Source organism: Caldimicrobium thiodismutans (assembly GCF_001548275.1).
GTDB lineage: Bacteria > Desulfobacterota > Thermodesulfobacteria > Thermodesulfobacteriales > Thermodesulfobacteriaceae > Caldimicrobium > Caldimicrobium thiodismutans.
The window spans coordinates 124229-149160 of the sequence record NZ_AP014945.1 but is presented as its reverse complement, the minus strand read 5'-3'; the positions used below and the strand labels follow the sequence as shown (position 1 = coordinate 149160).

Sequence of the window (24932 nt, the reverse complement as noted above, 5' to 3'; positions counted from 1 at the left end):
CCAGTCTGCCCCAGGTTGAAATCCTCCCTTAAAACTGATTGGTTGTATTATAAATTCTCAGTATGGAGGTGGAAAAATCTAAAAATCTAAAAATTCTTCAAGATAACCGAGAACTTTGGAGAGTTCCTGGGAAGTATCCAGAATTAATAAATTATCTTCTGACTGTGGGGGCTCAAATCTTTCCTTTTGCTTAAGATAGGTCTCAAAGAGGGCATCTGATGCAGTTTTCTCCTTAAGCCTTTTTTCTATACGCTCCTTTACTACCTCATCCGTAGCGGTGCATAAGACCCAAAGGGGCTCAATACCAATTCCTTCTAAAGCCTTCTTAAGATTATCCCTAAATCTTTTCTCTCTGAAAGTAGCATCAATAACAACATCCCTTCCAAAGGAAGTCTCCTCTATAGCCTTTTCTATCAACTGAGCATAGGTTTTTTCTGTCATCTCAGGGGAGTAAATTCCCCTTTCAAACTCAGCAAAATAGTGCTCCTCAGGGCTTAAACTCAAAAGTCTTTTTCTTTCAATATCCGATGAAAGATAGGCGACTGGATACCTTGCTTGAATTTCTTTAGCCAAAAAGGTCTTCCCTGTTCCTGAAAGCCCCATAAAAACAGCTACCTTTGGTTTCCCCCCTGCATAGGAAAAGGCAAGATCAAAATATTTCTGAGCTGATTCAAGGGCTTTAATCCTCTCTTCCTCTGGAACCCTCTCATCTTCAGAGGTAAAACAACCTATTTTCCCCCTCACATAAGCCCTGTAACACTTGTAAAAATCAAGCACCTCATAAAGCCCTTTGTCTCCACTCTTCTTCACATACTCCTCTATAAAATAATCAGAAAATTCTTTAAGACGATAAAAGTCAAGATCCATGGCAAGAAAGGCAAGATCCTGAGCCACATCTCCACATCTAAAGCGATCATTAAATTCAATACAATCAAAGATATAAACCCTTTTTAAGTCATCAAAGCAAATATTGGCAGAATAGAGATCACCATGACCATCTCGAATATAACCCTCTTTTATTCTTTTTTGAAAAATTGAAGCCCTCTCCTTAATAAAATTTCTGGTATAATTAACAATGTGTTCATATTTTCTTTTGGTTAAGGCTTTACCTACAAAACCTTTAGTTTGCTCAAAATTTTCCTCAGTATTAAAGGAGATCACCTCAAGACTTCCAAAGTAATTCACCTTCTCTCCAGTTTCTGCACTTTTATAGAAGGGAACCAGGGTATCCACAATGAGATCAAGATGAGCCTTAGTTAAGAGCCCCTCCCTTAAGAGCCCTTTCATCATCCCCTCTTCAGGAAGCCTTCCCATCTTAACGGCATATTCAACTGGCTCACCCTCTCCCTCAATCTGATAACCTTTCTCTGTTTTAACAATAGGAACCACCCCTATATAAAGATCTCCACAAAGCCTGCGGTTAAGCTCTACTTCCCTTTCACAATAAAACTTTCTTTTTTCAAGGGTGGTAAAGTCAAGAAATCCAAAATTTACGGGCTTTTTGATTTTATAAACTATAGAATCAGTAATAATCACATAGGAGATATGGGTCTGCAGAATCTGAAATGTTTTTGTGTCAAAGGGAAGATTGCTAAATGTTAAGACCTCTGCCCAGGGAATGGTATTTTCCATAGCTAAATCTTAAAAGGATTTTAAAATCTTGCAAGACCTGTGTATGCGTCCATATCTTTTGAGACTCTTATCTCCCCTTTTTAGCAAATAAACTGGGTTATTCTTTTATCCTAAACATTAAACGATAGATCTTCCCCTAAATTGATGAAACATATGTTATTTGACATTATTTCTACCTTTCACCTCTCACCTCTTACCTTTTTACCTTTTACCACCTTTTTTCCTGTAAGGTATAAACTTATGCAGACCTAAGGTTCTCTCCTTATATTTTGATTAGATTTTTCAATTAATTTTAAATTAAAAATTGAAATTTTTTATTTGTTTTTACTTCTACTATAGTGTATTTTTTAATGATAACAAAAATTGCAGGAGGCTTTTCCTATGAAAGAGGTTGATGCAAGGGGGCTACCTTGTCCTCAACCAGTGATCAAAACTAAAGAGGCTTTAGATGAAATCCAGGTAGGTGAAAAAATAAGGGTTTTAATTGATAGTGAGGTCTCCCTTCAAAATATCCAAAAATTTCTCTCTGCTCAGGGGCATAAACTTCTCTCCACAGAAAAAAAAGGGGAAGAATTTCATCTTCTCATTGAAAAGGGAGAAGGAATTTCCTCAGAAGAATATGTAATCTCCTGCCCCAGAGAAGGGGAGAAAAATCTTCTTGTAATTGTTGCATCTGATCACATGGGGGAAGATAGAGAATTAGGAAAAATTCTTCTTAAAGGCTTTTTTGAGACCATGCTTGCTCAGAATCTCCTTCCTGACAGGATCTTTTTTATGAACACAGGGGTAAAACTTACCACTCTTGATGAGACCTTTATCCCTCTTCTCAAAGAACTTGAAAAAAGAGGAGTTGAGATCTTTTCCTGCGGAACCTGTCTTAAATATTGTAATCTTGAAAAGGATTTAAAAGTGGGGTTAAGAGGTGGAACTGACACCTATCTTGAAGCCCTTTTCAACTTTAAGAGAACTCTATACATAAGATAAGATTTTATCAGTTATAATTCTTAACCCATCCTCCCCAAAAGTCTTTATCTTTTTGATTTTTTTGAAAATTCCATTAAAATAAAAGAACTTTTTGCAATGGCCCATAAATTTGATCCCAGAAAGCTGGAAAAATTGGAAAGTCCTGAAAGGCTTAAAATCTTTGATCCAGAAGCTCTATTCAAAGATTTGAATCTTAGCCATTTTGAGAGTATTCTTGACTTTGGAGTTGGCACAGGTTTTTATTTACCCTATCTGGTATCTCTTTTAAGCCCCTCTGGCACAATTTATGCTATTGATATTCAGGAAGAGCTCTTAAGATATGCCCAAGAAAAATACAAAGATTCTCCCCTCATGAAAAAAGTAAAATTTTTGAAGATAGATGAATTTGAGCCCCTTCCTTTTAGCCCAGCCTTTTTTGATTTCATTTATCTTGCCTTCACTTTTCACGAACTCAATGAACCGCATCAGACCTTAAAAGATTTGCATCACCTCTTAAAGAAAAAGGGCAAATTACTCCTAATTGACTGGGACAAAAGAGAAAGAGATATGGGGCCACCACCAGAGGAGGTCTTTGAAAAAGAGGAGATCATAAACCTCTTAAAAGAAAGTTCCTTTAAGATAAAACAAAAAATTGCCAAAGAACCTTATGTTTGGATATTTTTAGCCGAAAAAGTATAGGAGGAGGCGCACCAAAAAATGCAATGCCCAAGGCTTAAGACCCTTTTGCGAGACTGGTATCAACAGGTAAGAAGCTTCACTTTATCTCCCATTAAAATGATGGAGCTTGTGGATAGACATATTAAACAATGCTCGATTTGTAAAGAGGATCCTGACCTTAATTTAGAATTAGATCAACTGAGAGAAATCATTCGTGTCCCTCACACCATCCTCCCAAAGGAAGAAAAAGTTACAGAAGAACCAGTGTATGTATATGAGGAGGAAGCTGAGGAACCTGAAGAAGAACTTTAGTTTCCCTCTAATTGGCTTACATTGAGGCCCTAAAGGCAGATTCAAAGGAGGGATATTTGAAAGTAAAACCCCTTTCAAGGAGTCTTTTTGGAATCACCCTTGCACTTGCCATAATTACATCGGCAAGTTCTCCATAAAGAAGCCTTAGGGCAAATTTGGGTACTGGAAAGAGAGTGGGTCTCCGTAAAACCTTCCCTATAATCTTTGTCATTTCTTTATTTTGCACAGGTTCAGGAGAAGTGACATTAAAAATTCCACTAACCTCTTTTTCATAAAGAAAGTCAATGGCTCTTACTAAATCTTCCACATGAATCCAGGGAAACCACTGCTTTCCTGAACCAAGCCTTCCTCCAAGGCCAAGTTTAAAAAAGGGAAGGATCACAGAAAGCATCCCTCCACCCTTTCCAAGGACAATCCCAAATCTACCCACAATAATTCTTGCTCCAGTGGATTCTCCTTTCAAAGCCTCTTCTTCCCAGGCCTTGCAAAGCTCTGATACATACATCTTACCAGGAGGACTCTCTTCTGTTAGCTCCCTTTCCCCTCCATCTCCATAATAACCAACTGCACTGGCATTAAAAAGAATATTTCTTTCGGTTAGGACTTCAACTACCCTTCTTGTGGAAAGTATTCTTGAATCCCAGATAAGTTTTTTATATTCAGGAGTCCAGCGTTTAAAAATAGTCTCTCCTACAAGATTGATTACATAATCCATTTCAGGTATAAGCCTTTGCCAGTCTCCTCCTTTTAAAGCCTCTCCAAAAACGACCTCAACTCCTGGTTTTATAGTTTTAACCCTTTGAGGATTTCTTACTAAAAGGAAAACCCTTGCACCTTTATTGAGATAATATTCGGTAAGATAACTACCAATAAATCCAGTTCCTCCAAGAATAAAGACTTTCATTTTTCAGCCATCCTCAAGGCCTTTTTAAGTTTTTTAAGAATCTTTGGCTGATCCTTTTTAAGAAAACAATTCTTGCAAAGATAGGCCCCTCTTCCTGGTAAGATTCCCTTTTCATCAAGAAGGATTTCTCCCTTACTGGCGACAAATCTTATAAGCTCTCCTTTAGGAACCTTTATTCTACAGGCCACACAGGTTCTTTCTGGAACATGTCCCTTCCGAGGCACTATTTTAGGGCGCTTTTTGCCTTTTCAAGGATTTCTTTAACCTGGTCTTCCGAAAATCTGGTAAGTTGAGAAATTCGCTCGGGCGGAGTTTCAAGAAGAGTTTTTAAATCTCTGATATCAGCCTCATAGAGATGTCCTGCAATCTCATCAGAAAGACCTGTCACTTTAAGAAGTTTCAAAAATTCAGGATCCTGTCTTCTCATGTATTGAGTTTCACTTAAAATATCTATTCTCCAGCCTATAAGCTTTGAAGCCAGTCTTACATTCTCTCCTTTTCTTCCGATTGCCAGGGAGAGTTGATCATCAGGCACTATAACCTCAAGGGTCTTAGTTGCTTCATCCACGATAACCTTACTGCACTCGGCGGGTGATAAAGCATTATAGACAAACTTAGCTGGATCCTTTTCATAAAGAACCACATCTATTTTTTCACCTTTGATTTCCTGAAGCACTGCAGAAATCCTTGAGCCTCTAACCCCCACACAGGCTCCCACAGGATCCACATTAGGGTCTGTAGAGGCAACGGCAATCTTTGTTCTTGAGCCTGGCTCTCTTGCAATAGCTATAATTTTAACTAAACCTTCTTGAATTTCAGGTACTTCTTTTTCAAAGAGTTTCTTAACAAAGGCTGGATGAGACCTTGAAACTACGATCTGAGGCTCCTTCTGGCGATAAACCTCAATTACTATGGCCTTAACTCTATCTCCACGATGATACCTCTCCGTAGGTATTTGTTCTTCCTCAGGCAGCAGGGCCTCTGCTCTACCCAGATTAAGCACTACATCCCGTTTGATAAAACGATGCACATAACCTGTCACTATTTCTCCAAGGCGATGCTTGTATTCATCATAGATTATCTGTTTTTCAGCCAAGCGCAGGCGTTGAGAAAAGAGCTGTTTTACAATTTGAGCTGCAATTCGCCCAAGGTCCTGAAGGTTAATCTTTTCACCAAGCATATCTCCTATGCTCACATTGGGTGAAAGCTTTTGTGCAGAATCAAAGGCTATCTCACGGTTGGGATCCGCTACTTTATCCACAACCTCCCGAAAACGATAAATCTCAATTTCTCCGGTTTCATCATCGTATTTAACCTCAATTTTAGCTCCTGAGCCATATTTCTTTTTAGCAGCAGTTTTTAACCCCTCCACAAGGGCCTCAACTACAATTTCCTTAGATAAGCCTTTTTCCTTACTTAAGGCCTCAACAATCTTTTTCATCTCTTTTGATACTTGCATTTATAACTCCTTTTATTTAAAAGTTATTTCAGGCTGAAGATTGGCTTTTTTAATGTTTGAGAGGGCAATTTCCCAAACTTTTCCCTCGGCAGAAAGTTCTAAGAAATCTTCTTTAATCCCAAGAATTGTCCCCACAAGATTTCTTCTGCCTGCAAGAGGATTTTTAAGAGTAATTTTGGCCTTTTCTCCCTTAAATCTCTCAAAGTGTTCTTTTGTTTTAAGAGGTCTTTCAATACCGGGGCTTGAAACCTCAAGATTATAAGGATGATGAATAAGATTCTCTTTATCCAAAAGGTGACCTACAAGTTCACTAATTTTTGCGCAATCTCCTATGGTAACACCTCCGGGTTTATCAATATATAGTCTAAGCACCCAACCTGTTCTTTCTCTTCTCCACTCTATATCCACAAGCTCCATTTTTTTCTTCAGAATAGGCAATTCAAGCAATTCCCATAGCTTTTCCTTAAGATCCTTTTCCCCTTCTGAGCTTTTATACATAAATAAATTTTAACTTCTCAAAGCCTTTCTGTCAAGAAAATGTATGCGTCCATATCTTTTAAGACTTAATGAGGATTTTTGTCCACCTACTCATTCTCCCTTGGCAACCTGTATAAGCTCACATCCTTACAAGGAAAAGGAAGGAGAGTAAAAAGGTGAGAGGTGAGAGGTAGAAATAATGTCAAATAACATATGTCTCATCAATGTAGGGGAAGATCTATCGTTTAATGTTTAGGATAAAAGGATAACCCAGTTTATTTGCTAAAAAGGGGAGATAAGAGTCTCAAAAGATATGAATACATCCAAATGCTTGTAAACTAAAAAAAGGGGATTAAAATTTAATATTAGCCGAGGTGGCGGAACAGGCAGACGCGGTGGACTCAAAATCCACTGGGGTTTACCCCCGTGCGGGTTCGACTCCCGCCCTCGGCATTTTTTATATCCTCAGAAATAACTAAATCCCTTAAGGATTTTCTTAAAATATCCTCCCTAAAAGGGCAAAGCTCGGTCATCAAGGATAAAAATTCTTTACTTTCCTTTATTTCCTGAAAAATGTCCCCAGAAAATAAATCCCCTATTAAAATCCCTTCTGGGGGAATGCGAAAAAATACCTCCTCATCCCTTAAAAATACAAAATTTTTCTTTTCAAGCTCTTTTATAGCCATCAAGATTTCCTCTTCTGAAAGAGGAAGCTCTTTACTTAAGGTCTTTAAGGAGACAACCTGTCCACTATAAAAGCTCTTAGTCAAAAAGATTAAAAGAAAAAACTCTTTCAAAGGAGAGGCAAGGGTAATTACCCTCTTTTTCCAGGGCCTCCTCTCTAAAAAATAGGTAATCTCTGCACCGATTAGAAAAATTAGCCAATTTAAAAACACAAAAATCAGAAAAATAGGAAAAATAGACAAACTTCCGTAAAGTTTGGAATAAGCTACTGCCTTTTTTACATAAAAACCAAAAAGAAAGGAAAATCCATACCAGAGAATGGTAGCAAAAATAGCTCCTTTAATAGCAGCAACCTTACTAACCTTTCGGGCAGGAAAATAGATGTAAAGCAAAAAAAAGAATATCAACAGAAAAAAGAAATAAAAAATAAGCTGATAACTCAAATAAGGCTTAAGAGAAGTCTGTAAAAGCACAGGGAGGAAGAAAATAAAAGGGGAAAGGGTGAGAACAATCCAATAAAAGAGAATCCTTTCTTTAAAAGTCCTTCTCTTTAGGCTCAAAAAAATACGATTTAAAGCATCCTCAAGCTGAAAGAGGAGCCCAAGACTCATAATAAAATAAAAGAAAAGACTAAACTTACCAAGGGGAAACTTCTTTAAATTCTCCAAAAGACTAATAATTCTTTCCATTACCTGTATCAAGGCTTCTGTGCTAAGATAATTGGCAAAGAAGAGAAAACTTTGCTGGATAACCAGGTCTTCTTGAAGAAAACTTCTCCCGAGAGAAACCACTAATCCTAATAATGGAATAATAGTTAAAAGGGTATTATAGGTTAAACCCTGCGCGAAGAGAAGGATTTCATCTCTTAAAAATTTTTGAAAAAACTCCTTAATAATGAGGAAAATACTTATTTTATTCTTACTTTTTGACACATTAACTACCTAATCTAATTTTTAGTTTATTTTAACAGAAATACGACTTTTTTAAATAAGCTTTAAAGATGTAAGAGCCCAACCTTTGAGACACTCACTTTTTATTCTTCTGAATCCAAGACTTTTGTAATATTTTTCAAGCTCTGGAAGATCCTCTTTTAAAATCCCTGAAAGAAGAAGGATTCCCTTTTGGGGGTGCAATATTTCTCTAAAAAGGGGAGCTAAATTTTTTAATTCCCGAAAGCCAATATTAGCTAAAATGAGATGAAAACCCGAAGACTCTGAAGGTGTTATTTTCTTCAGAATCTTAATATTTTCCAGGACCTGGTTCACTTCTGCGTTTTTTAAAGTTGTCTCAAGGGCAAGCTCATCAATATCTACAGCCAAAATGCTTGCCCTGGGACAAAGTTTTGCCACTGCGATAGAGAGAATCCCTGAACCACAGCCCATATCAAGCACCCTGGGAACACTTTCTTCCTCACAAATTTTCTCTACATAGGCCTCCAGATTCACAAGCATAAGCTGGGTAGTTGGATGATGCCCTGTTCCAAAGGCCTGACCAGGATCTATATAAATAGGAATTTCGCCTTCCTGAAGTGTAATTTCTTCCCAGGTAGGAAGCACCCAAAGTCTCTTACCAACCTTAAGGGGTTTAAAATGATACTTCCAGATAACCTCCCAGTTTTCCTTCTTAACAAGGGTGTATTCTGGAATAAGCTCCTGGTAACGAGCAGAAAGCTTTTCAAGCCAAGATAAAACTTCCTGATCCTCTGGTTTGAGATTAAAGGGGAAGTAAAATTTAAAGATTATCTCATTTTCAGTCTCTTCTGTCTCCCAAGAAAGTTTTGGTTGTATATAAAATTCTTCCTCCAAAAGAGGAGCTAAATCGGGAGGTGCCTTTAGGCTAAATAATAAATACATCCTTAAGCCTCGGTTCTTTTATGCTTTTAAATCTTCTGAAGTGTTAAAGTTTAATCTTACCCTGTATAAAATCAAGATGCTTAAAAATGTTGATTTTGAAACCTTAAAGATACTTTATATAACTCCCAAAGGGTCGAAGGCTTTCTTATAGAGTATTTTGAGCTATAATGACAATAACATGAGAGCATGGGTTATAAAAGAAATTGGAGAACTTAATCCACGAAATTTTTATCTTTCCGAAGTTGAGGAACCAGTTATTGCTCTGAATGAAATTCTTATAAAAGTTTTTGTCTGTGGGGTTTGTCATACTGAACTTGATGAAATTGAGGGAAGAGCTAAGCCCTCTTTTTTACCAATTATTCCCGGCCATCAGATTGTTGGTGAAGTGGTAGCAATTGGAGAATGTGTTAACAAATTTCAAATTGGAGATCTTGCAGGAGCAGGATGGATTTATTCAACCTGTGGAAAATGTGCTTTCTGTAAAAGAGGCCTTGAAAATCTTTGCCCTGAATTTAAAGGAACAGGAAAGGATGCCCAGGGAGGTTATGCTGAATATTTCAAGATCAGAGAAGACTTTGCTTTTAAGCTTCCCCATGGGAAAAAGCCAGAAAAACTTGCCCCACTTTTTTGTGCCGGAGGTATAGGTTATAGGGCTTTAAAACTCTCAGGACTTAAAAACGGGGAAATTCTCGGGTTGATTGGATTCGGAGCTTCCAATCATCTGGTCTTAAAAATAGCCAAAGTTCTATATCCAGATTCCCCTGTTTTTGTCTTCGCAAGGAATCCAAACCAGAGATTACTTGCCCTCTCACTCGGTGCAGATAAAGCCTTTGATATAGAAGAGGAACCAGAAGAATATCCACAAGCTTTAATAGATACAACCCCTGTTTGGAGACCTCCCTTTTACCTTCTGAAATATATCAAACCAGGAGGAAGACTCGTTATAAATGCTATAAGAAAGGAGGATCTTGATAAAGAGTTTCTATTAAATCTCTCCTATGAAAGGGATCTCTGGCATGAAAGAGAAATTAAAACAGTGGCCAATATTACAAGGCAGGATATTGAGGAATTTCTCATGCTTGTGGATAAGGCCCAAATTGAGCCAGAGTTTGAAATCTGTCCCTTTGAAAGGGCTTTTGAGGCACTTGAGGATTTAAAAAATCAAAAAATAAAAGGAGCAAAAGTTTTAAAGATAAATTAAAATTAGCCTTTTTCTCTGTGTTTATATGAAATTTTTAAAATGTTCTTTATCTACACTTTAGTAATAAAATAAAAAAGACTTAAAAATTATCAACTTTCAAAGAGTTTAAAGATATCTTCAGAACCCTTGGCAAGAATTATTTCTCTATGCCACGCTTTAAGAACTTTTCTATCCTCCTCCCTTACCACCCTCTCCCTCACTTCCTCAGGCACATACCCGAGCTTCACCTCTATGGCCTCAAGCACAAGTTCCCTTGCATCCTGTATCAATCCATGATATATCCCCTGCTGATAAAATTTCTCTCCTACTCTATCCCAAAAGTTCTTTAACTCCATCTTTACCCCCTCTTCTTCACACCTATCTAATATATTAAACCAAATTACCTCCCCGTCAACCCTAAACTTTATTTCAGATATCGTAATTAAAAACCCTATCTCCCACCTCCCCTTCTCCCCTATCGCTACTAATCTCTCTATCGCCCTTGTAATAACTTCAATTATCTCTTCAAAATTACCTGCTTCCGCCTTTATTAAATAAAGATAACACCCAAGCCCTGCTAAAATATCAAATATCCTCAATATCTTCTCATCCTCTACCCTCTTTAAATCTACCACATGAACCTTAAAAAGTTCTCCCTTTAACCCCTCTGGCACTGAAAATATCTCCTCTATCCTTTCAGGATACTCCCAGGGCTTATCCCCTTCATAAAACACAAGGGGTAAAACAGGCACATACCCCTTCCCCTCCTTGAAAGACCTCTCATTTAAAGCGGTTATGTAATTTAAAATCTGAAGGTAAATCCTTTTATCAGGTGCACTTTTGTGCTCAATAAGGATGTAGAGATGGGCTTTGGTTGAAGGTTTCCCTTCACTAAGAAGATTAACCTCAGCAACAAGGTCCGGGATTTCTCTCTTTTTTCTTGAGAGAGAGACTTGCTCTTCAGGGATAATTTTAAGGGAGTCAAGGTCAAGATGAGTTTTAATGTGATCAGGGAGGAAGGTTAAGAGGAAGCCTTTTAAGTTTTCAGGGTCTTTGAGAAAGGCCTTGGCAAAAAGGTCATAGGGAACAGGAGGTTTCTTCTTTGACATAGAGGTATTTTGCCAGAAATTAGGGGGATTTCAAGAGAGTCAGATAAATCTAAATTTATGTAAATTCATATTTTCAGGTAAAGATGTAATCTTCCTTCATAACTTTAGATCAATATAGGCAAAAAGGGTAGTAAAAGGTGAGAGGTAAAAAGGTGAAAGGTGATACCCAAAGAGGGCAAACACATAGGTTTACCCCTACTGTAAAATGAGAATTAAATAAAATTATTCAAAAAATGAATGATTTGGGTTGGGTGTAGGGTAGATTTGAGTCTCAAAAGATATGGACGCATATATTATCTTGACAGGGGCTTTTGAGGGCTTAAAATTTAAAAAAAGGAGGAGTGCCTGAGTGGACGAAGGGGGCCGACTCGAAATCGGCTGAGGGAGTATTAGCTCCCTCCGGGGGTTCGAATCCCTCCTCCTCCGCATAAATCCCCAGAACAACCACCCTTCTCTTGTTTTTTCCCTAAAATCCGTTATATTTTATCTACTGCTTGGGTGGTGGGGCATCCCCTCTCAGGCTTAAAAATAAATTAAAAGGAGGTTTCAAAAATGCCTTTAGATCCGGAGGTTAAAAATCAAATCATTACCCACTTTCAAAGACATCCTCAGGATACAGGCTCCCCTGAGGTGCAGATCGCACTTCTTACCGCAAGAATCAAACAACTTGAAGAACACCTTCGCATTCATCGTAAAGATTTTCACTCCCGTAGAGGACTTATGATGCTTATCGGCCAAAGAAGATCCCTTCTTGATTATCTGAAAAAGAAAGACTTTTTACGCTATCAAGCCCTTCTAAAAGAATTAGGCCTCAAAAAATAAAGAGAAAGGGCAGGGCCTTTTGCCCTGCCCTCCCCTCTATACCCATCCAAGTTCTTCATATAAAACTCTTCCTGTTCCAGCTGGAATAAGTCTTCCAATTATGACATTTTCCTTTAGTCCTTTGAGATAATCAATTTTACCAGCCAAAGAAGCCTCTGTTAAAACACGAGTTGTCTCCTGGAAAGAGGCTGCTGATAACCAAGAATCAGTAAGAAGGGCTGCCTTGGTAATTCCAAGGATAACTGGCTCAGCCACAGCTGGCTTTCCACCCTGAGCCAGAACCTTTTCATTCTCCTCCTCAAAGTGAACCCTATCCACATATTCTCCTATCATAAAGGGAGTATCCCCGGCATCCTTAATCTTTACCTTTTTCAACATCTGCCTGATTATAACCTCAAAGTGTTTATCATTGATTTTAACACCTTGCAGTCGGTAAACCTCTTGAATCTCTTCCACAAGAAAACTTGCCACTCCCTTTATACCTGCTACCTTGAGGATGTCATGAGGATTAGGAGACCCCTCAATTAAAGGTTCTCCTGGCTTAACCACATCACCCTCTCGCACCACAATGTATTTACCTTTGGGTAGCATGTATTCCTTGGCCTCTCCGATTTCAGGCTGAACAACAAGCCTTTTTCTTCCACGCACATCCTTTTCAAAAAGGATTCTTCCCTCAATCTCACTAATTATGGCGCTTTCTTTGGGTTTTCTGGCCTCAAAGAGATCTGTAACCTTAGGAAGACCACCCGTAATATCTTTGGCCTTAAGGGCCTCTCTGGGAATACGGGCTATTACATCTCCTGCCTCAACCTGATCTCCCTCCTGCACACTTATAATTGCCCCTACGGGAAGTTCATATCTTGCTTTTCCTCTCCCTTCTGGAAGATCAATAGTTCTTCCCTTCTCATCTTTAATTGAGACTCTGGGTCTATAATCGGTAAGCTTGTAATCTCTTACTACAATAGTAATTCTTCCTGTAGTGGGATCAATCCTCTCATCCACAGTTACACCATCAATGATGTCACCAAATTTCACCTTTCCAGAGGCCTCAGTAATGATAGGCATGGTATAGGGATCCCACTCTACAAGAAGAGTTCCGGCCTTAACAACCTCTCCCTCTTCTACACGGATTTTAGCTCCGTAAACTACAGGATACTTTTCAAGAATTCTTCCATCTGGGCCTTCAAGAGCTATCTCTCCCTGACGATTTAAAGCCACCAGAGATCCATCAGACCTTCTTACAGCCCTCAAATTGATAAATTTTACCTTCCCCTGAGATTGAGCCACATGCTGACTCTGCTCAAGGGCCTTACCCACAGCACCACCAATGTGGAAGGTTCTCATTGTAAGCTGAGTTCCAGGCTCACCAATGGATTGAGCTGCAATTATTCCCACAGCCTCTCCTATCTCAACAAGCCTTCCTGTAGCCAGATCTCTTCCATAACACCTTCTGCATACCCCAAATTTGGCCTCACAGGTCATCACCGAACGGATAGCTACTTTTTCAATTCCAGCTTCCTTAAGTTTAAGGGCCTTCCTTTCATCAATTTCCTCATTTGCCTTAACCAGAATCTCTCCTGTAATAGGATCTACAATATCTTCAAGCGCAACCCTTCCAAGCACCCTGTCCCAAACAGGCTCAATGATTTCTCCACCTTCAATGAGATGCCCGATCTCTAAACCATCAATGGTTCCGCAATCCTCTTCTGATACAATGCAGTCCTGAGCGACATCCACTAATTTTCGGGTAAGATATCCTGCATTTGCGGTCTTCAAAGCGGTATCAGCCAATCCTTTTCTTGCTCCATGGGTGGAGACAAAGTATTCAAGAACTGAAAGGCCCTCTCTAAAATTACTTTTAATAGGGGTCTCAATGATCTCTCCTGAAGGTTTCGCCATAAGACCCCTCATACCAGCAAGCTGTCTAATCTGGTCCTTTGATCCACGGGCTCCTGAAAAAGCCATTATATAAACAGGATTAAAACTTGGCCCCATCACTTTCTCTCCATTAGGACCAATGTATTCTCCAGTCTCCATACGCTTCATCATCTCATCGGTAATCCTTTCTGTAGTTGTGGACCAGATATCTATGGCCTTATTGTATCTCTCAGACTCGGTGATTAAACCATCCTGATATTGCTCCCAAAGTTCAGCAATTCTTCTCTCAGCCTCTCTTAAGATCTCTGTCTTTTTCTCAGGAATCACTAAATAATCTATGGAAATTGAAAGCCCAGCTTTTGTAGCCATGGCATAACCCAGATCTTTAATGCGATCCGCAAAGAGAACAGTCTTTTTAAGGCCAGCCCTTCTATAGGAGACATTGATTAAATCCTGAAGTTCCTTTTTCCTCAAGGGTTTGTTATATTCCTCAAAGGGTATTTCCTCAGGCACAATACTTGAAAAAATAATCCTTCCAACCGTTGTATCCACAAGTTTTCCATTCAGCCGCACCTTAATTTTGGCCTGGAGGTGCACCTCGCCTGAAAGATAGGCCAAAAAGACCTCCTCTTTATCTTTAAAAATCTTCCCCTCTCCAGGAGCAAAAGGTCTCTCCATGGTCATATAAAAAGAGCCAAGCACCATATCCTGGGTTGGATAAACAACTGGCACCCCATTGGCAGGAAGCAGAATATTATTAGTGGAAAGAATAAGAACACGGTTCTCAATCTGAGCCTCAACAGAGAGAGGCACATGCACTGCCATCTGGTCTCCATCAAAGTCTGCATTGTAAGCTACGCACACAAGGGGATGAAGCTGAATAGCCTTGGTATCAATAAGCACAGGTTCAAAGGCTTGTATTCCAAGACGATGAAGCGTAGGTGCTCGGTTGAGCATTATGGGATACTCCTTAACAATCTCCTCAAGGGCATCCCAGACCACCATATGCTCTTCTTCTACCAATTTTCTTGCAGTTTTGATATTGGTGGCATATCCGTTTCTTTCCAGCCAGCCAAAGATATAGGGTTTAAAGAGCTCAAGAGCCATCTTCTTGGGAAGCCCACACTGGTGCATCCTGAGCTCCGGACCAGCCACAATAACTGACCTTCCAGAAAAATCTACCCTTTTTCCCAGAAGATTCTGTCTAAAGCGCCCCTGCTTACCCTTTAAGACATCTGAAAGGCTTTTGAGGGGTCTCCGATTAGGGCCAGTAACCGGTCTTCCTCTCCTTCCATTGTCAAAAAGGGCATCAACCGCCTCCTGAAGCATTCTCTTTTCATTCCTGAGAATAATCTCCGGGGCATCAAGGTCTATAAGTTTTTTTAAACGCACATTTCTATTGATAACCCTTCTGTAAAGATCGTTTAGATCTGAAGTTGCAAATCTACCTCCCTCAAGGGGAACAAGAGGCCTAAGCTCAGGAGGAATAACTGGAATAACCTGTAAGATCATCCACTCAGGTTTGTTGCCAGATTCAAGAAAGCTTCTGATAAGTTGAAGCCTTTTTCCTAACTTCTTCCTTCTGGCCTCACTATGAGTTGTTTGCATCTCTATCTGAATATCCTTAGCAAGTTTTTCCAGGTCAAGGCCCTTAAGAAGGTCATAAATAGCTGAAGCGCCTGTCCCGATCTTAATCTTATCTCCATAAGTCTCCTGAAGATAGTAATATTTCTCCTCAGTTAAAAGAGTGCCAACAGGAAACTCTTCTATGGCACTTTCAATAACCACATATCTTTCTAAATAAAGAACTGACTCAACTTCTTTCAGAGTCATATCCAGAAGAAGCCCAATTTTTGAGGGAATACTTCTCAAGAACCAGATATGGGCAACGGGAGCTGCAAGTTCAATGTGTCCAAGTCTTTCTCGGCGAACTTTGCTCTGAATAACCTCAACTCCACACTTTTCGCAAATAACCCCTCTGTGTTTCTGTCCCCTGTATTTACCGCAGACGCACTCATAGTCCCTTACAGGCCCAAAAATTTTGGCACAGAAAAGGCCATCTCTCTCAGGCTTAAGAGTTCTATAATTGATGGTCTCAGGTTTTTTTACCTCACCATAACTCCATTCCCTAATCTTCTCAGGGCTTGCTAATGCAACCTTAACTGCCCTAAGGCGAATCATGTCCTTGGGTTTTTCAAGGATACTTAAGAGGTCTTTCATTTATCTCCCTCCTACGAAACTTATTCTTCTATGAGTTCTAAATCTAAGGCTAATCCCTGAAGCTCTTTAGTTAAAACTCTGAAGCTTTCAGGTATACCTGCCTCAAGAAAGTTTTTCCCTTTAACCAGTTTCTCATACATTCTGGTTCTACCCTCTACATCATCGCTCTTGACAGTTAGAAATTCTTGCAGGGTATGAGCAGCACCATAGGCCTCAATAGCCCATACTTCCATCTCACCAAGCCTCTGTCCTCCAAATTGAGACTTTCCACCTAAGGGCTGTTGAGTTATAAGGGAATATGGCCCTGTTGATCTGGCATGAATCTTATCGTCCACTAAGTGGTGTAACTTTAGCATGTGCATACATCCAACGGTAACCCTCTCCATAAAGGGTTCTCCAGTCATACCGTCATAAAGAATAGTTGTTCCTGATTCATCAAGCCCTGCTAATTTCAGCCACTTTTTGATTTCTTCTTCCTTGGCTCCAGAAAATACGGGAGTTGCAACAGGAATTCCCTCTCCAAAGGCCTTAGCAAGCTCAAGAATTTCCTCCTCTGTTTTTCCCTCAACTAATCTTTCAAATTCCTCCTCCGTAAAAATCTCTTTCAGAAGATTTTTAACAGCTTCTATCTGATAGGTCTGCGCAAGACTTGCAAGTTTGGCTCCAAGCTCCTTGCAGGCCCAACCCAAGTGAGTTTCAAGAAGCTGTCCGATATTCATACGCGAGGGCACTCCAAGAGGAGAGAGAATCATATCAACTGGTCTACCATCAGGTAAAAAGGGCATATCCTCAATGGGAACAATCTTTGATACTACACCTTTGTTTCCATGACGACCAGCCATCTTATCTCCGGGCTGAAGCTTCCTTTTCATTGCCACATAGACCTTTACAATTTTCAAAACTCCTGGTGGAAGTTCTTCACCCTTCTTAATTCTATTAATCTTAGCCTCATATTCCTCCATAATCTCTCTTCTTCTCTTCTCAAAATTTTTCCAGAGCTCCTGTAAAATTGCTTTTTTCTCCTGGTGAGCCACATCCTTTAACCTGCTTAAGAGAGCCATAGGTAAGTTCGCTATTAATTCCCGAGTAAAGGGCTCTCCCTTTTTCAAAAAAATCTCTCCTTCCCATTCTAAATCAGCCTTGGCCTTCGTTCCCTCAAGCACTTGAGTAAGTTTATAAATCAGACCTTTCTGCAATACTTCCAACACATCCGCCTGGGTCCTTAATAGTCTCGCAATGGCCTCATCTTCCTTTTCTCTTGCCCGACTATCCTTCTCAACTCCCTTTCTGGTTAGGACCTTAGTATCAATGACTATTCCCTCAATTCCTGCTGGAACCCTTAAAGAGGTATCCTTAACATCTCTTGCCTTTTCTCCAAAAATAGCTCTTAAAAGCCTTTCCTCTGCAGTAAGGGTCGTCTCTCCCTTAGGGGTCACCTTTCCAACTAAAATATCTCCAGGGCGGACATAGCTTCCAATCTTAACTATTCCGCTGTCATCAAGGTGAAGAAGGCCTTCCTCACCAATATTGGGAAGATCGCGGGTGATCTCTTCCTTTCCAATTTTAGTTTCCCTGGCTACACACTCAAATTCCTCAATGTGAATAGAAGTAAAAACATCTTCTTTAACAAGCCTTTCGGAGATAATTATAGAATCCTCAAAGTTATATCCCCTCCAGGGCATAAAAGCCACAATAACATCTTTCCCTAAGGCAAGTTCCCCCTTTTCTATAGATGGTCCATCTGCTAAAATATCACCCTTTCTTACTCTCTGACCAGGTTTTACCACAGGTTTTTGTATGAAAGTTGTATTTTGATTGGATTTTACCCATTTTATCAAATTGTAGACCTTAACCTCAGGAAGACCATCAACTTCAACATCATATCTCACAATTATTCTCTGGCTATCAACACTCTCAACCACTCCATCTTTTTCAGCCATCAAGAGAAATCCCGAATTTCTGGCTACACTTTTTTCCATACCTGAGCCTACTAAAGGAGCTTTGGTTCGCATAAGTGGAACAGCCTGTCTTTGCATGTTTGAGCCCATAAGGGCACGGTTAGCATCATCGTGTTCTAAGAAAGGAATAAGAGAGGTTGAGACACTAACAACCTGAGCTGGATAAAGGTCAACTAAGTCCACCTCCTCTCTTTTAGCCATAATGAATTCTCCATTTTTTCTGGCTGGAACAACATCATCCAGAATGCTTCCATCCTTTCCAAGCCGAATGGTTGACTGGGCAATAACCATATCCCTTTCTTCAGCAGCATTTAAATAAATCACCTGAGAAGTAACCTTCCCATTCTTAACAAGTCGGTATGGAGTCTCAAGAAATCCATAAGGATTGGCAAGAGCAAAGGTAGTTGGAGAAATAATTAAACCAATGTTGGGACCCTCAGGGGTCTCAATAGGACATATCCTGCCATAATGGCTGGGGTGGACATCTCTAACCTCAAAACCTGCCCTTTCACGAGTAAGCCCGCCAGGACCAAGGGCAGAAAGCCTTCTCTTATGCGTTAGCATGGAAAGAACATTAGTCTGATCCATAAATTGAGAGAGCTGTCCCTGAGCGAAAAACTCCTTCACTGCAGAAAGAACAGGCTTGCTGTTAATAAGATCGCCAGGAGTAAGATTCTCAATCTCTTCAAGCTGAAGTTTTTCTTTTATAATCCTTTCCATACGCATAAGTCCAATTAAAAACTGATTTTCTACAAGTTCACCAACTGCTCTTACCCTTCTATTAGAAAGACTATCTATATCATCTCCTTCCTCTTCCTGATCCTTCATCCGGATAAGTTCTTTCAAAATAGCAATCACATCATCTAAGGTGAGGGTTCTATGGGTAATGGGTATATCAAGCCCCAACCTTAAATTCATCTTATATCTTCCTATCTCCGAAAGGTCATAGGTCTGAAGATCAAAAAAGAGGGAATTAAAATAGGCAGAAGCAACCTCTATGGTAGCAGGACTTGTAGGTCTCATCTTTTTATAGATCTCAAGAAGGGCCTCTTCTCTGTTTTTTGCCTTATCAGTCTTCAAAGAATCCCGCAGGGCAAGAGAATAGCGATGAATATCTGTAAAGAGGACATCTACCTCTTTAATTCCCTTTTCTCTTAAAATCTTTAAGGTATCAGCGGTAATTTCTGTATTAATAGGGACAATCTCTTCTCCAGTTGTCTTATCCACAATATCCTTAGCAGTGATTTTCCCGAGGATTAGGGAATCATCTCCATTTATTTTATTTATTCCCAGCTCTTTTAGCTTTCTTATAACTCCTGCGCTAATGACCTTACCTTTTTTCAGAATTACCTCGCCTGTTTCGGGATGGACAAAATCTGCCTCTGCCTTTCTGCCTGCCAGAATCTCAAAATCAAGCTCTCTTTCTACCCCATCTGGCAGAATATAGTATCTTTCTCTTGGATAAAATAGATTTAAAATAGCCTCCTCACTTAACCCCATGGCTTTTAGAAAAACCGTTGCAGTAACATTTTTCCTCTTATCTATCCTTACTAAAAACCTCCCTTTGTAATCATAAATAAAGTCCACCCAGGAACCTTTAACAGGAATAACCCTTCCAATGTAGGTTAATCTTCCTGCCCGAGCCTGAGTTTTATCTTTTTCAAAAATAACTCCAGGAGATCTCTGGATCTGATTAACCACTGCTCTTTCTGTGCCATTAATAATAAACTTTCCATCTTCAGTCATTATAGGAATAGTTCCAAAATAAAGCTCTTGCTCCTTTATATCCCTTATACTCTTAACACCTGTATCTGGATCAAGGTCATAGGTCACAAGCCTCACCCTTAGTTTCATAGGCGCTTCATAGCTTTGCCCTTTATCCTTGGCCTCTGATGGTTCATATTCAGGAGGTAAAATTTTATAATCCAGATATTCAAGCACAGCAGTTTCAGCATAATCCCTTATAGGAAAGACGAGCTTAAAACATCTGTGAATTCCAACATCTGCCCTATTTTCCGGGGGCGTATTGGTTTGTAAAAATTGTTCGTAGGACTTTTTGGGAATACTAATAAGATCCGGAACATCCATAATTAGTTTTACTTTACCAAAGTTTTTTCTAACCTTCAAAGCCTGATTAAACCTTGACATTCCTGAAATCCCTCCTTTTGAGATCTCTAAAAAGACAATAAGGGCCCTCCCTCAGAGAGGGAGTTCCCTCATAAAAGATTATCCCTGAATACTAATTTTGTCAAGGCTACTTAATTTCTACCTTGGCACCTACTTCTTCTAATTTCTTTTTGATCTCTTCAGCCTCAGCCTTAGAGATACCAGTTTTCACTGGTTTGGGAGCAGTCTCAACGAGATCTTTGGCTTCCTTAAGTCCAAGCCCGGTGATCTCTCTCACAACCTTGATGACATTGATCTTATTAGCTCCTGCCTCAGCTAAGACTACATCAAACTCGGTCTTTTCTTCAGCTGGAGCTGCCTCAGCTGGAGCTGCAGCACCAGGCATAGCTGCAACAGCTGCAACAGGAGCGGCTGCTGTAACTCCAAATTTCTCCTCAAGCTCCTTAATGAACTGAGAAAGTTCAAGCACCGTCATGTTAGAAATAAACTCAATTACCTCTTCTTTAGTTACCGCCATCTCTTACCCTCCTTTTTATTTTCTTTTTATTTTAGGCCTCTCCTTTTCCCTTTTTCTCTTCAATAGCTTTGAGCACATAGAGGAAGTTTCTCAAAATAGCAGAAAGAAGCCCCACGAAATTGGAGACCGGGGCTTGAATAGTTCCCAACACCTGGGCCAAAAGAACTTCTTTGGGTGGAAGCTTGACAAATTCATCTATCACTTTGGCATCATAGCCCTTACCTTGCATTACCAGACCCTTAATTTCAAGGGTTGGATGGGTTTTAATAAATTCTTTTAAGGCCTTGGCAATCTCTACAGGATCTTTATAAGAAAACACCAGCGCCGTTGGCCCTTCCACAAAATCCACAACCGGTTTAAAAGAGGTCTCCTCTGTTCCAAGACGGATAAGGGTATTTTTAAATACCCTATATTCTCCACCCTTTTCACGAACAAGTTTTCTGACCTCATTAACCTCTGAAACCTTTATTCCTTTAAAGGTAGTTACAAAAACAGCCTCTGACCTTTGAAGCTTTTCCCTTAGAGATTGCAGCATTTCCCCTTTTTTAGCTTTGGTAATCAAGGCTAACCTCCTTAATATTTGTCATACGAAAGGGTACCCCTTCGCCTACGGCAGGCCCTGCTTTATAGCAGGAATTAAGCCAATATCTGGCACCTACCCGTCTCTGGCCTTAAGGTCTCCCCTCTAATTGAGAGAACCTTCTGGCCTGAAAATTTATATTAATCCCCTGTATATTTCTGCAAGAGATTTCTAACATCGTTCACATCAACTTTTACACCTGGGCCCATAGTAGTTGAAAGGGCAACTCCTTTAATATACTGCCCTTTAGCAGCTGCAGGCTTGGCCTTAAGCAAGGCCTCAAAAAAAGCAGCCAGGTTTTCCAAAATCTTTTTCTCTCCAAAGGACACTTTGCCCACCGGGGCATGAACAACTCCAGCTCTATCTACTTTAAAATCAACCTTCCCAGCCTTTATATCCTTTACTGCCTTAGCTACATCAAAGGTAACAGTTCCTGTTTTGGTGCTGGGCATAAGACCTCTTGGACCAAGAATTTTCCCCAGCCTGCTAACCTGTCCCATCATATCAGGAGTAGCTATGACTTTATCAAAGTCAAGCCAGTTTTCTTCTTGAATCTTTTTAATAAGATCCTCATCTCCGACAAAATCAGCTCCTGCTTCCTGAGCCTCCTTGGCCTTATCGCCCTTAGCAAAAACAAGCACTCGGGCTACTCTTCCAGTGCCATGAGGCAAAACTACTGAACCTCTAACCATCTGATCAGCATGCCGGGGATCTACTCCTAAAACAGCAGAGACCTCAACGGTTTCATCAAATTTGGCATAGGCATTTTCCAAAGCCAGCTTAACAGCCTCTTCAAAGGAATATTTCTTAGTGCGATCAATTCTTGACAGGGCCTGAATGTGTTTTTTTCCTCTTCTTGGCATGGCTTATCTCCTTAGTCCACAATTTCAATTCCCATGGATCTGGCTGTCCCTTCAATGGTGCGCATAGCTGCCTCCAAAGAGGCTGCTGTCATATCTACCATCTTGGTTTTAGCTATCTCTTCAAGCTGTTTTCTGGTGATCTTTCCCACTATTTCTTTCTTGGTAGTATGAGCACCTGTCTCAACACCAGCAGCCTTTTTAAGAAGCACCGAGGCAGGAGGCGTCTTCAACTCAAAGGTAAAGGATCTATCTGCATAAACCGTTATCACCACAGGAATTATATAGCCTTCTTGAGCTCGTGTTTTCTCATTAAAGGCCTTCACAAACTCCATAATATTAACACCATGCTGACCCAGAGCAGGTCCTACTGGAGGAGCAGGGGTAGCCTGACCAGCTGGAAGCTGTAATTTTATCTGAGTAATGACCTTTTTAGCCATTTAAAGTATCCTCCTTCCTTTAGATCTTCTGTAAATTTGTAAAATCTATATCTACCGGGGTCTCCCGGCCAAAAATACTTACCAGCACCTTGACCTTACCTTTATCAGGCTTAACCTCCTCAACAGTTCCAATAAAATTGGCAAAAGGCCCTTCAGTAATCTTAACTTTATCACCAGGCATAAATTGGTATCTTGGCTTGGGCTTAATCTCTTCAACTACAAGTTGATTCATAAGCTTTTCCACTTCCTCGGTGCGGAAAAAGTATATCTTATCCCCACCCACTACATCCAAAACACCTTCCATAGATTTTATAGCGCTCCTTAAATCCTCATCAAGCTCTGCATAAATCAAAAAATAACCTGAATAATACCTTCTTACCTCCTGTTTTTCAGGAGAAAAAAGGATTTCTATCTCCTTGGGAGGAGGAACAAAAATTTTCTCAACTTTATCACTTAAATTATTTTCTGCAAGATATTTCTCAAGGTTTTTCTTTACCTCTTCCTCTTTCCCAGACCAGACCTGTATGGAATACCAGTTTTTTGCCATCTATTTCACCATCAAAGAAATAATAAAATTATAGATAACATCCAAAATACCTAAATAGGCTCCTATAAAAAGACTAAAAAAAATCACCATCAAACTGGTCATTAAAACTGGTTTTCTCTGAGCCCAGGTGATCTTCCTGGCCTCTATTTTAACTTCTTTTAAAAATCGGATAGTCCTTTCTAAAAAGCTAACACTACCCTCAGTTACTCCCTTTTTCACAGGCTCTTTCATTTATTCCTTTCCTTTAAAATAATAAAAATGGCAGGGCAGGAGGGACTTGAACCCCCAGCCTTCGGATTTGGAGTCCGATGCTCTGCCAAGTTGAGCTACTGCCCTACCTTATTTTTTAACCTCTCTATGGGAGGTATGCTTTCTATCCCAGGGACAATATTTCTTTAGCTCAAGCCTGTCTGGGGTATTTCTTCTATTTTTACTGGTTGTATAATTTATCCTTTTACACTCAGTGCACTGTAAATGAATTGTAACTCTTGCTTCTCCTTTTTTAGCCATTCTCTTGCCCCTATTCTATAATCTTGGTTACAACTCCAGCTCCAACTGTCCTTCCTCCCTCTCTCACCGCAAACCTCAATCCCTCCTCCAACGCTACCGGCTTTATTAACTCCACCTCAAACTCCACATTATCTCCAGGCATCACCATCTCCACTCCCTCCGGTAAACTCACTACCCCTGTAACATCCGTTGTCCTAAAATAAAACTGTGGCCTGTATCCATTAAAAAAAGGTGTATGCCTACCCCCCTCCTCCTTCTTCAATACATATACCTCTGCCTTAAACTTCGTATGCGGCTTTATCGTCCCAGGTTTCGCTAATACCTGACCCCTCTCCACATCATCCTTCCCAACTCCCCTCAACAACACCCCCACATTGTCTCCAGGTAACGCCTCATCCAGTATCTTCCTGAACATCTCAAGACTCGTTGCCACCGTCTTTATCGTTGGCCTTAACCCTACTATCTCCACCTCCTCTCCAGGCTTCAATACCCCCCTCTCCACCTTTCCTGTCACTACCGTACCCCTACCACTTATACTAAACACATCCTCAACCGGCATAAGAAATGGCTTATCTATATCCCTAACTGGCTCAGGTATATAATCATCCATCGCCTTCACCAACTGCCATATCGCCCCACACCACTGACACTCCTCCTTTCCACACCCACACTCAAGCGCCTTCAAGGCACTACCCCTTATCACTGGCACCTCATCCCCAGGAAATCCATACTTGCTCAATAACTCCCTCACCTCAAGCTCAACTAAATCAAGTAACTCCGCATCATCCACCATGTCTATCTTGTTCATAAACACCACCATCGCTGGAACATTCACCTGACGAGCAAGTAATACATGCTCCCTCGTCTGCGGCATAGGCCCATCCGTTGCCGCAACCACAAGTATCGCTCCATCCATCTGCGCTGCTCCTGTTATCATGTTCTTTATATAGTCCGCATGCCCCGGACAATCTATATGCGCATAGTGCCTCTTATCACTCTCATACTCCACATGGGCAAGCTGAATGGTTATTCCACGCGCCTTCTCCTCAGGGGCCTTATCAATGCTATCAAAGGGTATCCACTGGGCATACCCCTTCGTAGATAAAACCCTGGTTATTGCACTCGTTAATGTGGTTTTACCGTGGTCAATGTGTCCTATTGTTCCTACATTTAAGTGGGGCTTCTTACGCTCAAATTTCTGCTTGGCCATAGCTTTTCCTCC

Annotated in this window: 22 protein-coding genes, 3 tRNA genes and 1 pseudogene; 7 read left to right on the top strand and 19 right to left on the bottom strand. The window is 40.3% G+C overall.

Annotated elements, in window-relative coordinates:
- Positions 1-78 precede the first annotated feature (78 nt).
- Positions 79-1632, bottom strand: a complete 1554-nt coding sequence (locus THC_RS00705; RefSeq protein WP_068511893.1) for a bifunctional aminoglycoside phosphotransferase/ATP-binding protein — start codon at positions 1630-1632, stop codon at positions 79-81.
- A gap of 381 nt (positions 1633-2013) precedes the next feature.
- Here THC_RS00705 and yedF point away from each other — a divergent pair, with 381 nt between their 5' ends.
- The 3 genes from yedF (at position 2014) to THC_RS00690 (ending at position 3585) form a co-directional block, all read left to right on the top strand.
- The gene (gene yedF / locus THC_RS00700; protein ID WP_068511891.1) at positions 2014-2616 is read left to right on the top strand and encodes a sulfurtransferase-like selenium metabolism protein YedF; all 603 of its coding nucleotides are present in this window, start codon (positions 2014-2016) and stop codon (positions 2614-2616) included.
- 96 nt (positions 2617-2712) lie between these two features.
- On the top strand, positions 2713-3294 hold the full coding sequence (locus THC_RS00695) for a class I SAM-dependent methyltransferase (protein WP_068511888.1): 582 nt from the start codon (positions 2713-2715) through the stop codon (positions 3292-3294).
- Positions 3295-3312: 18 nt separating this feature from the next.
- Entirely contained in the window at positions 3313-3585 is a 273-nt protein-coding gene (locus tag THC_RS00690; RefSeq protein ID WP_068511886.1) for a hypothetical protein, read from the top strand.
- Between the two features lie 16 nt (positions 3586-3601).
- Here THC_RS00690 and THC_RS00685 read toward each other — a convergent pair whose 3' ends face one another.
- Genes THC_RS00685 through THC_RS00670 form a run of 4 tightly spaced genes read right to left on the bottom strand, consistent with a single transcriptional unit; the run spans position 3602 to position 6446 of the window.
- Positions 3602-4489 carry a TIGR01777 family oxidoreductase gene (locus tag THC_RS00685; RefSeq protein WP_068511883.1) on the bottom strand — a complete coding sequence of 296 codons (888 nt, stop codon included), beginning with the start codon at positions 4487-4489 and terminating at the stop codon, positions 3602-3604.
- Positions 4486-4713 carry a YlxR family protein gene (locus THC_RS00680; protein ID WP_068511881.1) on the bottom strand — a complete coding sequence of 76 codons (228 nt, stop codon included), beginning with the start codon at positions 4711-4713 and terminating at the stop codon, positions 4486-4488. Before THC_RS00680 ends, THC_RS00685 begins: the two co-directional genes overlap by 4 nt.
- Positions 4713-5948: a transcription termination factor NusA gene (gene nusA, locus THC_RS00675; protein WP_068511878.1), complete on the bottom strand. Its 1236-nt coding sequence runs from the start codon at positions 5946-5948 to the stop codon at positions 4713-4715. The genes THC_RS00680 and nusA overlap by 1 nt, the downstream gene beginning before the upstream one ends.
- A 12-nt stretch (positions 5949-5960) precedes the next feature.
- Positions 5961-6446, bottom strand: a complete 486-nt coding sequence (locus tag THC_RS00670; protein WP_068511875.1) for a ribosome maturation factor RimP — start codon at positions 6444-6446, stop codon at positions 5961-5963.
- A gap of 347 nt (positions 6447-6793) precedes the next feature.
- On the opposite strand from THC_RS00670, the gene THC_RS00665 reads away from it, so the two are divergent.
- Positions 6794-6878 (top strand) — tRNA-Leu (locus THC_RS00665).
- A 392-nt stretch (positions 6879-7270) separates the two neighbouring features.
- Here the strand turns inward: THC_RS00665 and THC_RS09725 are convergent.
- Both THC_RS09725 and THC_RS00655 read right to left on the bottom strand, forming a co-directional pair.
- A pseudogene (locus tag THC_RS09725) lies at positions 7271-8041 on the bottom strand (YihY/virulence factor BrkB family protein); the annotation flags it as partial.
- Between the two features lie 51 nt (positions 8042-8092).
- The gene (locus tag THC_RS00655) at positions 8093-8962 is read right to left on the bottom strand and encodes a 50S ribosomal protein L11 methyltransferase (protein ID WP_068511869.1); all 870 of its coding nucleotides are present in this window, start codon (positions 8960-8962) and stop codon (positions 8093-8095) included.
- A 178-nt stretch (positions 8963-9140) separates the two neighbouring features.
- Between THC_RS00655 and THC_RS00650 the strand changes: the two genes are divergently transcribed.
- A complete protein-coding gene (locus tag THC_RS00650) occupies positions 9141-10163 on the top strand; it encodes an alcohol dehydrogenase catalytic domain-containing protein (protein WP_068511866.1) in 1023 nt (340 codons plus the stop codon).
- 89 nt (positions 10164-10252) lie between these two features.
- Here the strand turns inward: THC_RS00650 and THC_RS00645 are convergent, their stop codons facing one another.
- Positions 10253-11251: an Rpn family recombination-promoting nuclease/putative transposase gene (locus THC_RS00645; protein ID WP_068511863.1), complete on the bottom strand. Its 999-nt coding sequence runs from the start codon at positions 11249-11251 to the stop codon at positions 10253-10255.
- Between the two features lie 335 nt (positions 11252-11586).
- On the opposite strand from THC_RS00645, the gene THC_RS00640 reads away from it, so the two are divergent.
- Both THC_RS00640 and rpsO read left to right on the top strand, forming a co-directional pair.
- Positions 11587-11677, top strand: a tRNA-Ser gene (locus THC_RS00640).
- Positions 11678-11803: 126 nt separating this feature from the next.
- Positions 11804-12073, top strand: coding sequence for a 30S ribosomal protein S15 (gene rpsO, locus THC_RS00635; protein ID WP_068511860.1), 270 nt, complete (start codon positions 11804-11806; stop codon positions 12071-12073).
- 36 nt (positions 12074-12109) lie between these two features.
- Here the strand turns inward: rpsO and rpoC are convergent, their stop codons facing one another.
- The 11 genes from rpoC to tuf form a co-directional block, all read right to left on the bottom strand.
- On the bottom strand, positions 12110-16171 hold the full coding sequence (rpoC, locus tag THC_RS00630; RefSeq protein WP_068511856.1) for a DNA-directed RNA polymerase subunit beta': 4062 nt from the start codon (positions 16169-16171) through the stop codon (positions 12110-12112).
- 20 nt (positions 16172-16191) lie between these two features.
- Positions 16192-20277 carry a DNA-directed RNA polymerase subunit beta gene (gene rpoB / locus THC_RS00625; RefSeq protein ID WP_068511851.1) on the bottom strand — a complete coding sequence of 1362 codons (4086 nt, stop codon included), beginning with the start codon at positions 20275-20277 and terminating at the stop codon, positions 16192-16194.
- Between the two features lie 106 nt (positions 20278-20383).
- Entirely contained in the window at positions 20384-20773 is a 390-nt protein-coding gene (gene rplL, locus THC_RS00620) for a 50S ribosomal protein L7/L12 (protein WP_068511846.1), read from the bottom strand.
- Between the two features lie 31 nt (positions 20774-20804).
- Positions 20805-21335 carry a 50S ribosomal protein L10 gene (gene rplJ, locus THC_RS00615; RefSeq protein ID WP_231938355.1) on the bottom strand — a complete coding sequence of 177 codons (531 nt, stop codon included), beginning with the start codon at positions 21333-21335 and terminating at the stop codon, positions 20805-20807.
- Between the two features lie 158 nt (positions 21336-21493).
- A complete protein-coding gene (rplA, locus tag THC_RS00610; protein WP_068511843.1) occupies positions 21494-22216 on the bottom strand; it encodes a 50S ribosomal protein L1 in 723 nt (240 codons plus the stop codon).
- Between the two features lie 11 nt (positions 22217-22227).
- Positions 22228-22653: a 50S ribosomal protein L11 gene (rplK, locus tag THC_RS00605; RefSeq protein ID WP_068511840.1), complete on the bottom strand. Its 426-nt coding sequence runs from the start codon at positions 22651-22653 to the stop codon at positions 22228-22230.
- 19 nt (positions 22654-22672) lie between these two features.
- A complete protein-coding gene (nusG, locus tag THC_RS00600) occupies positions 22673-23200 on the bottom strand; it encodes a transcription termination/antitermination protein NusG (RefSeq protein WP_068511839.1) in 528 nt (175 codons plus the stop codon).
- Positions 23201-23431, bottom strand: a complete 231-nt coding sequence (gene secE, locus THC_RS00595) for a preprotein translocase subunit SecE (RefSeq protein WP_068511834.1) — start codon at positions 23429-23431, stop codon at positions 23201-23203.
- A gap of 28 nt (positions 23432-23459) precedes the next feature.
- Positions 23460-23536, bottom strand: a tRNA-Trp gene (locus THC_RS00590).
- Positions 23537-23539: 3 nt separating this feature from the next.
- Positions 23540-23710, bottom strand: coding sequence for a 50S ribosomal protein L33 (gene rpmG / locus THC_RS00585; RefSeq protein WP_068511828.1), 171 nt, complete (start codon positions 23708-23710; stop codon positions 23540-23542).
- A gap of 10 nt (positions 23711-23720) precedes the next feature.
- Positions 23721-24920, bottom strand: coding sequence for an elongation factor Tu (gene tuf, locus THC_RS00580; RefSeq protein WP_068511825.1), 1200 nt, complete (start codon positions 24918-24920; stop codon positions 23721-23723).
- Positions 24921-24932: the final 12 nt, after the last annotated feature.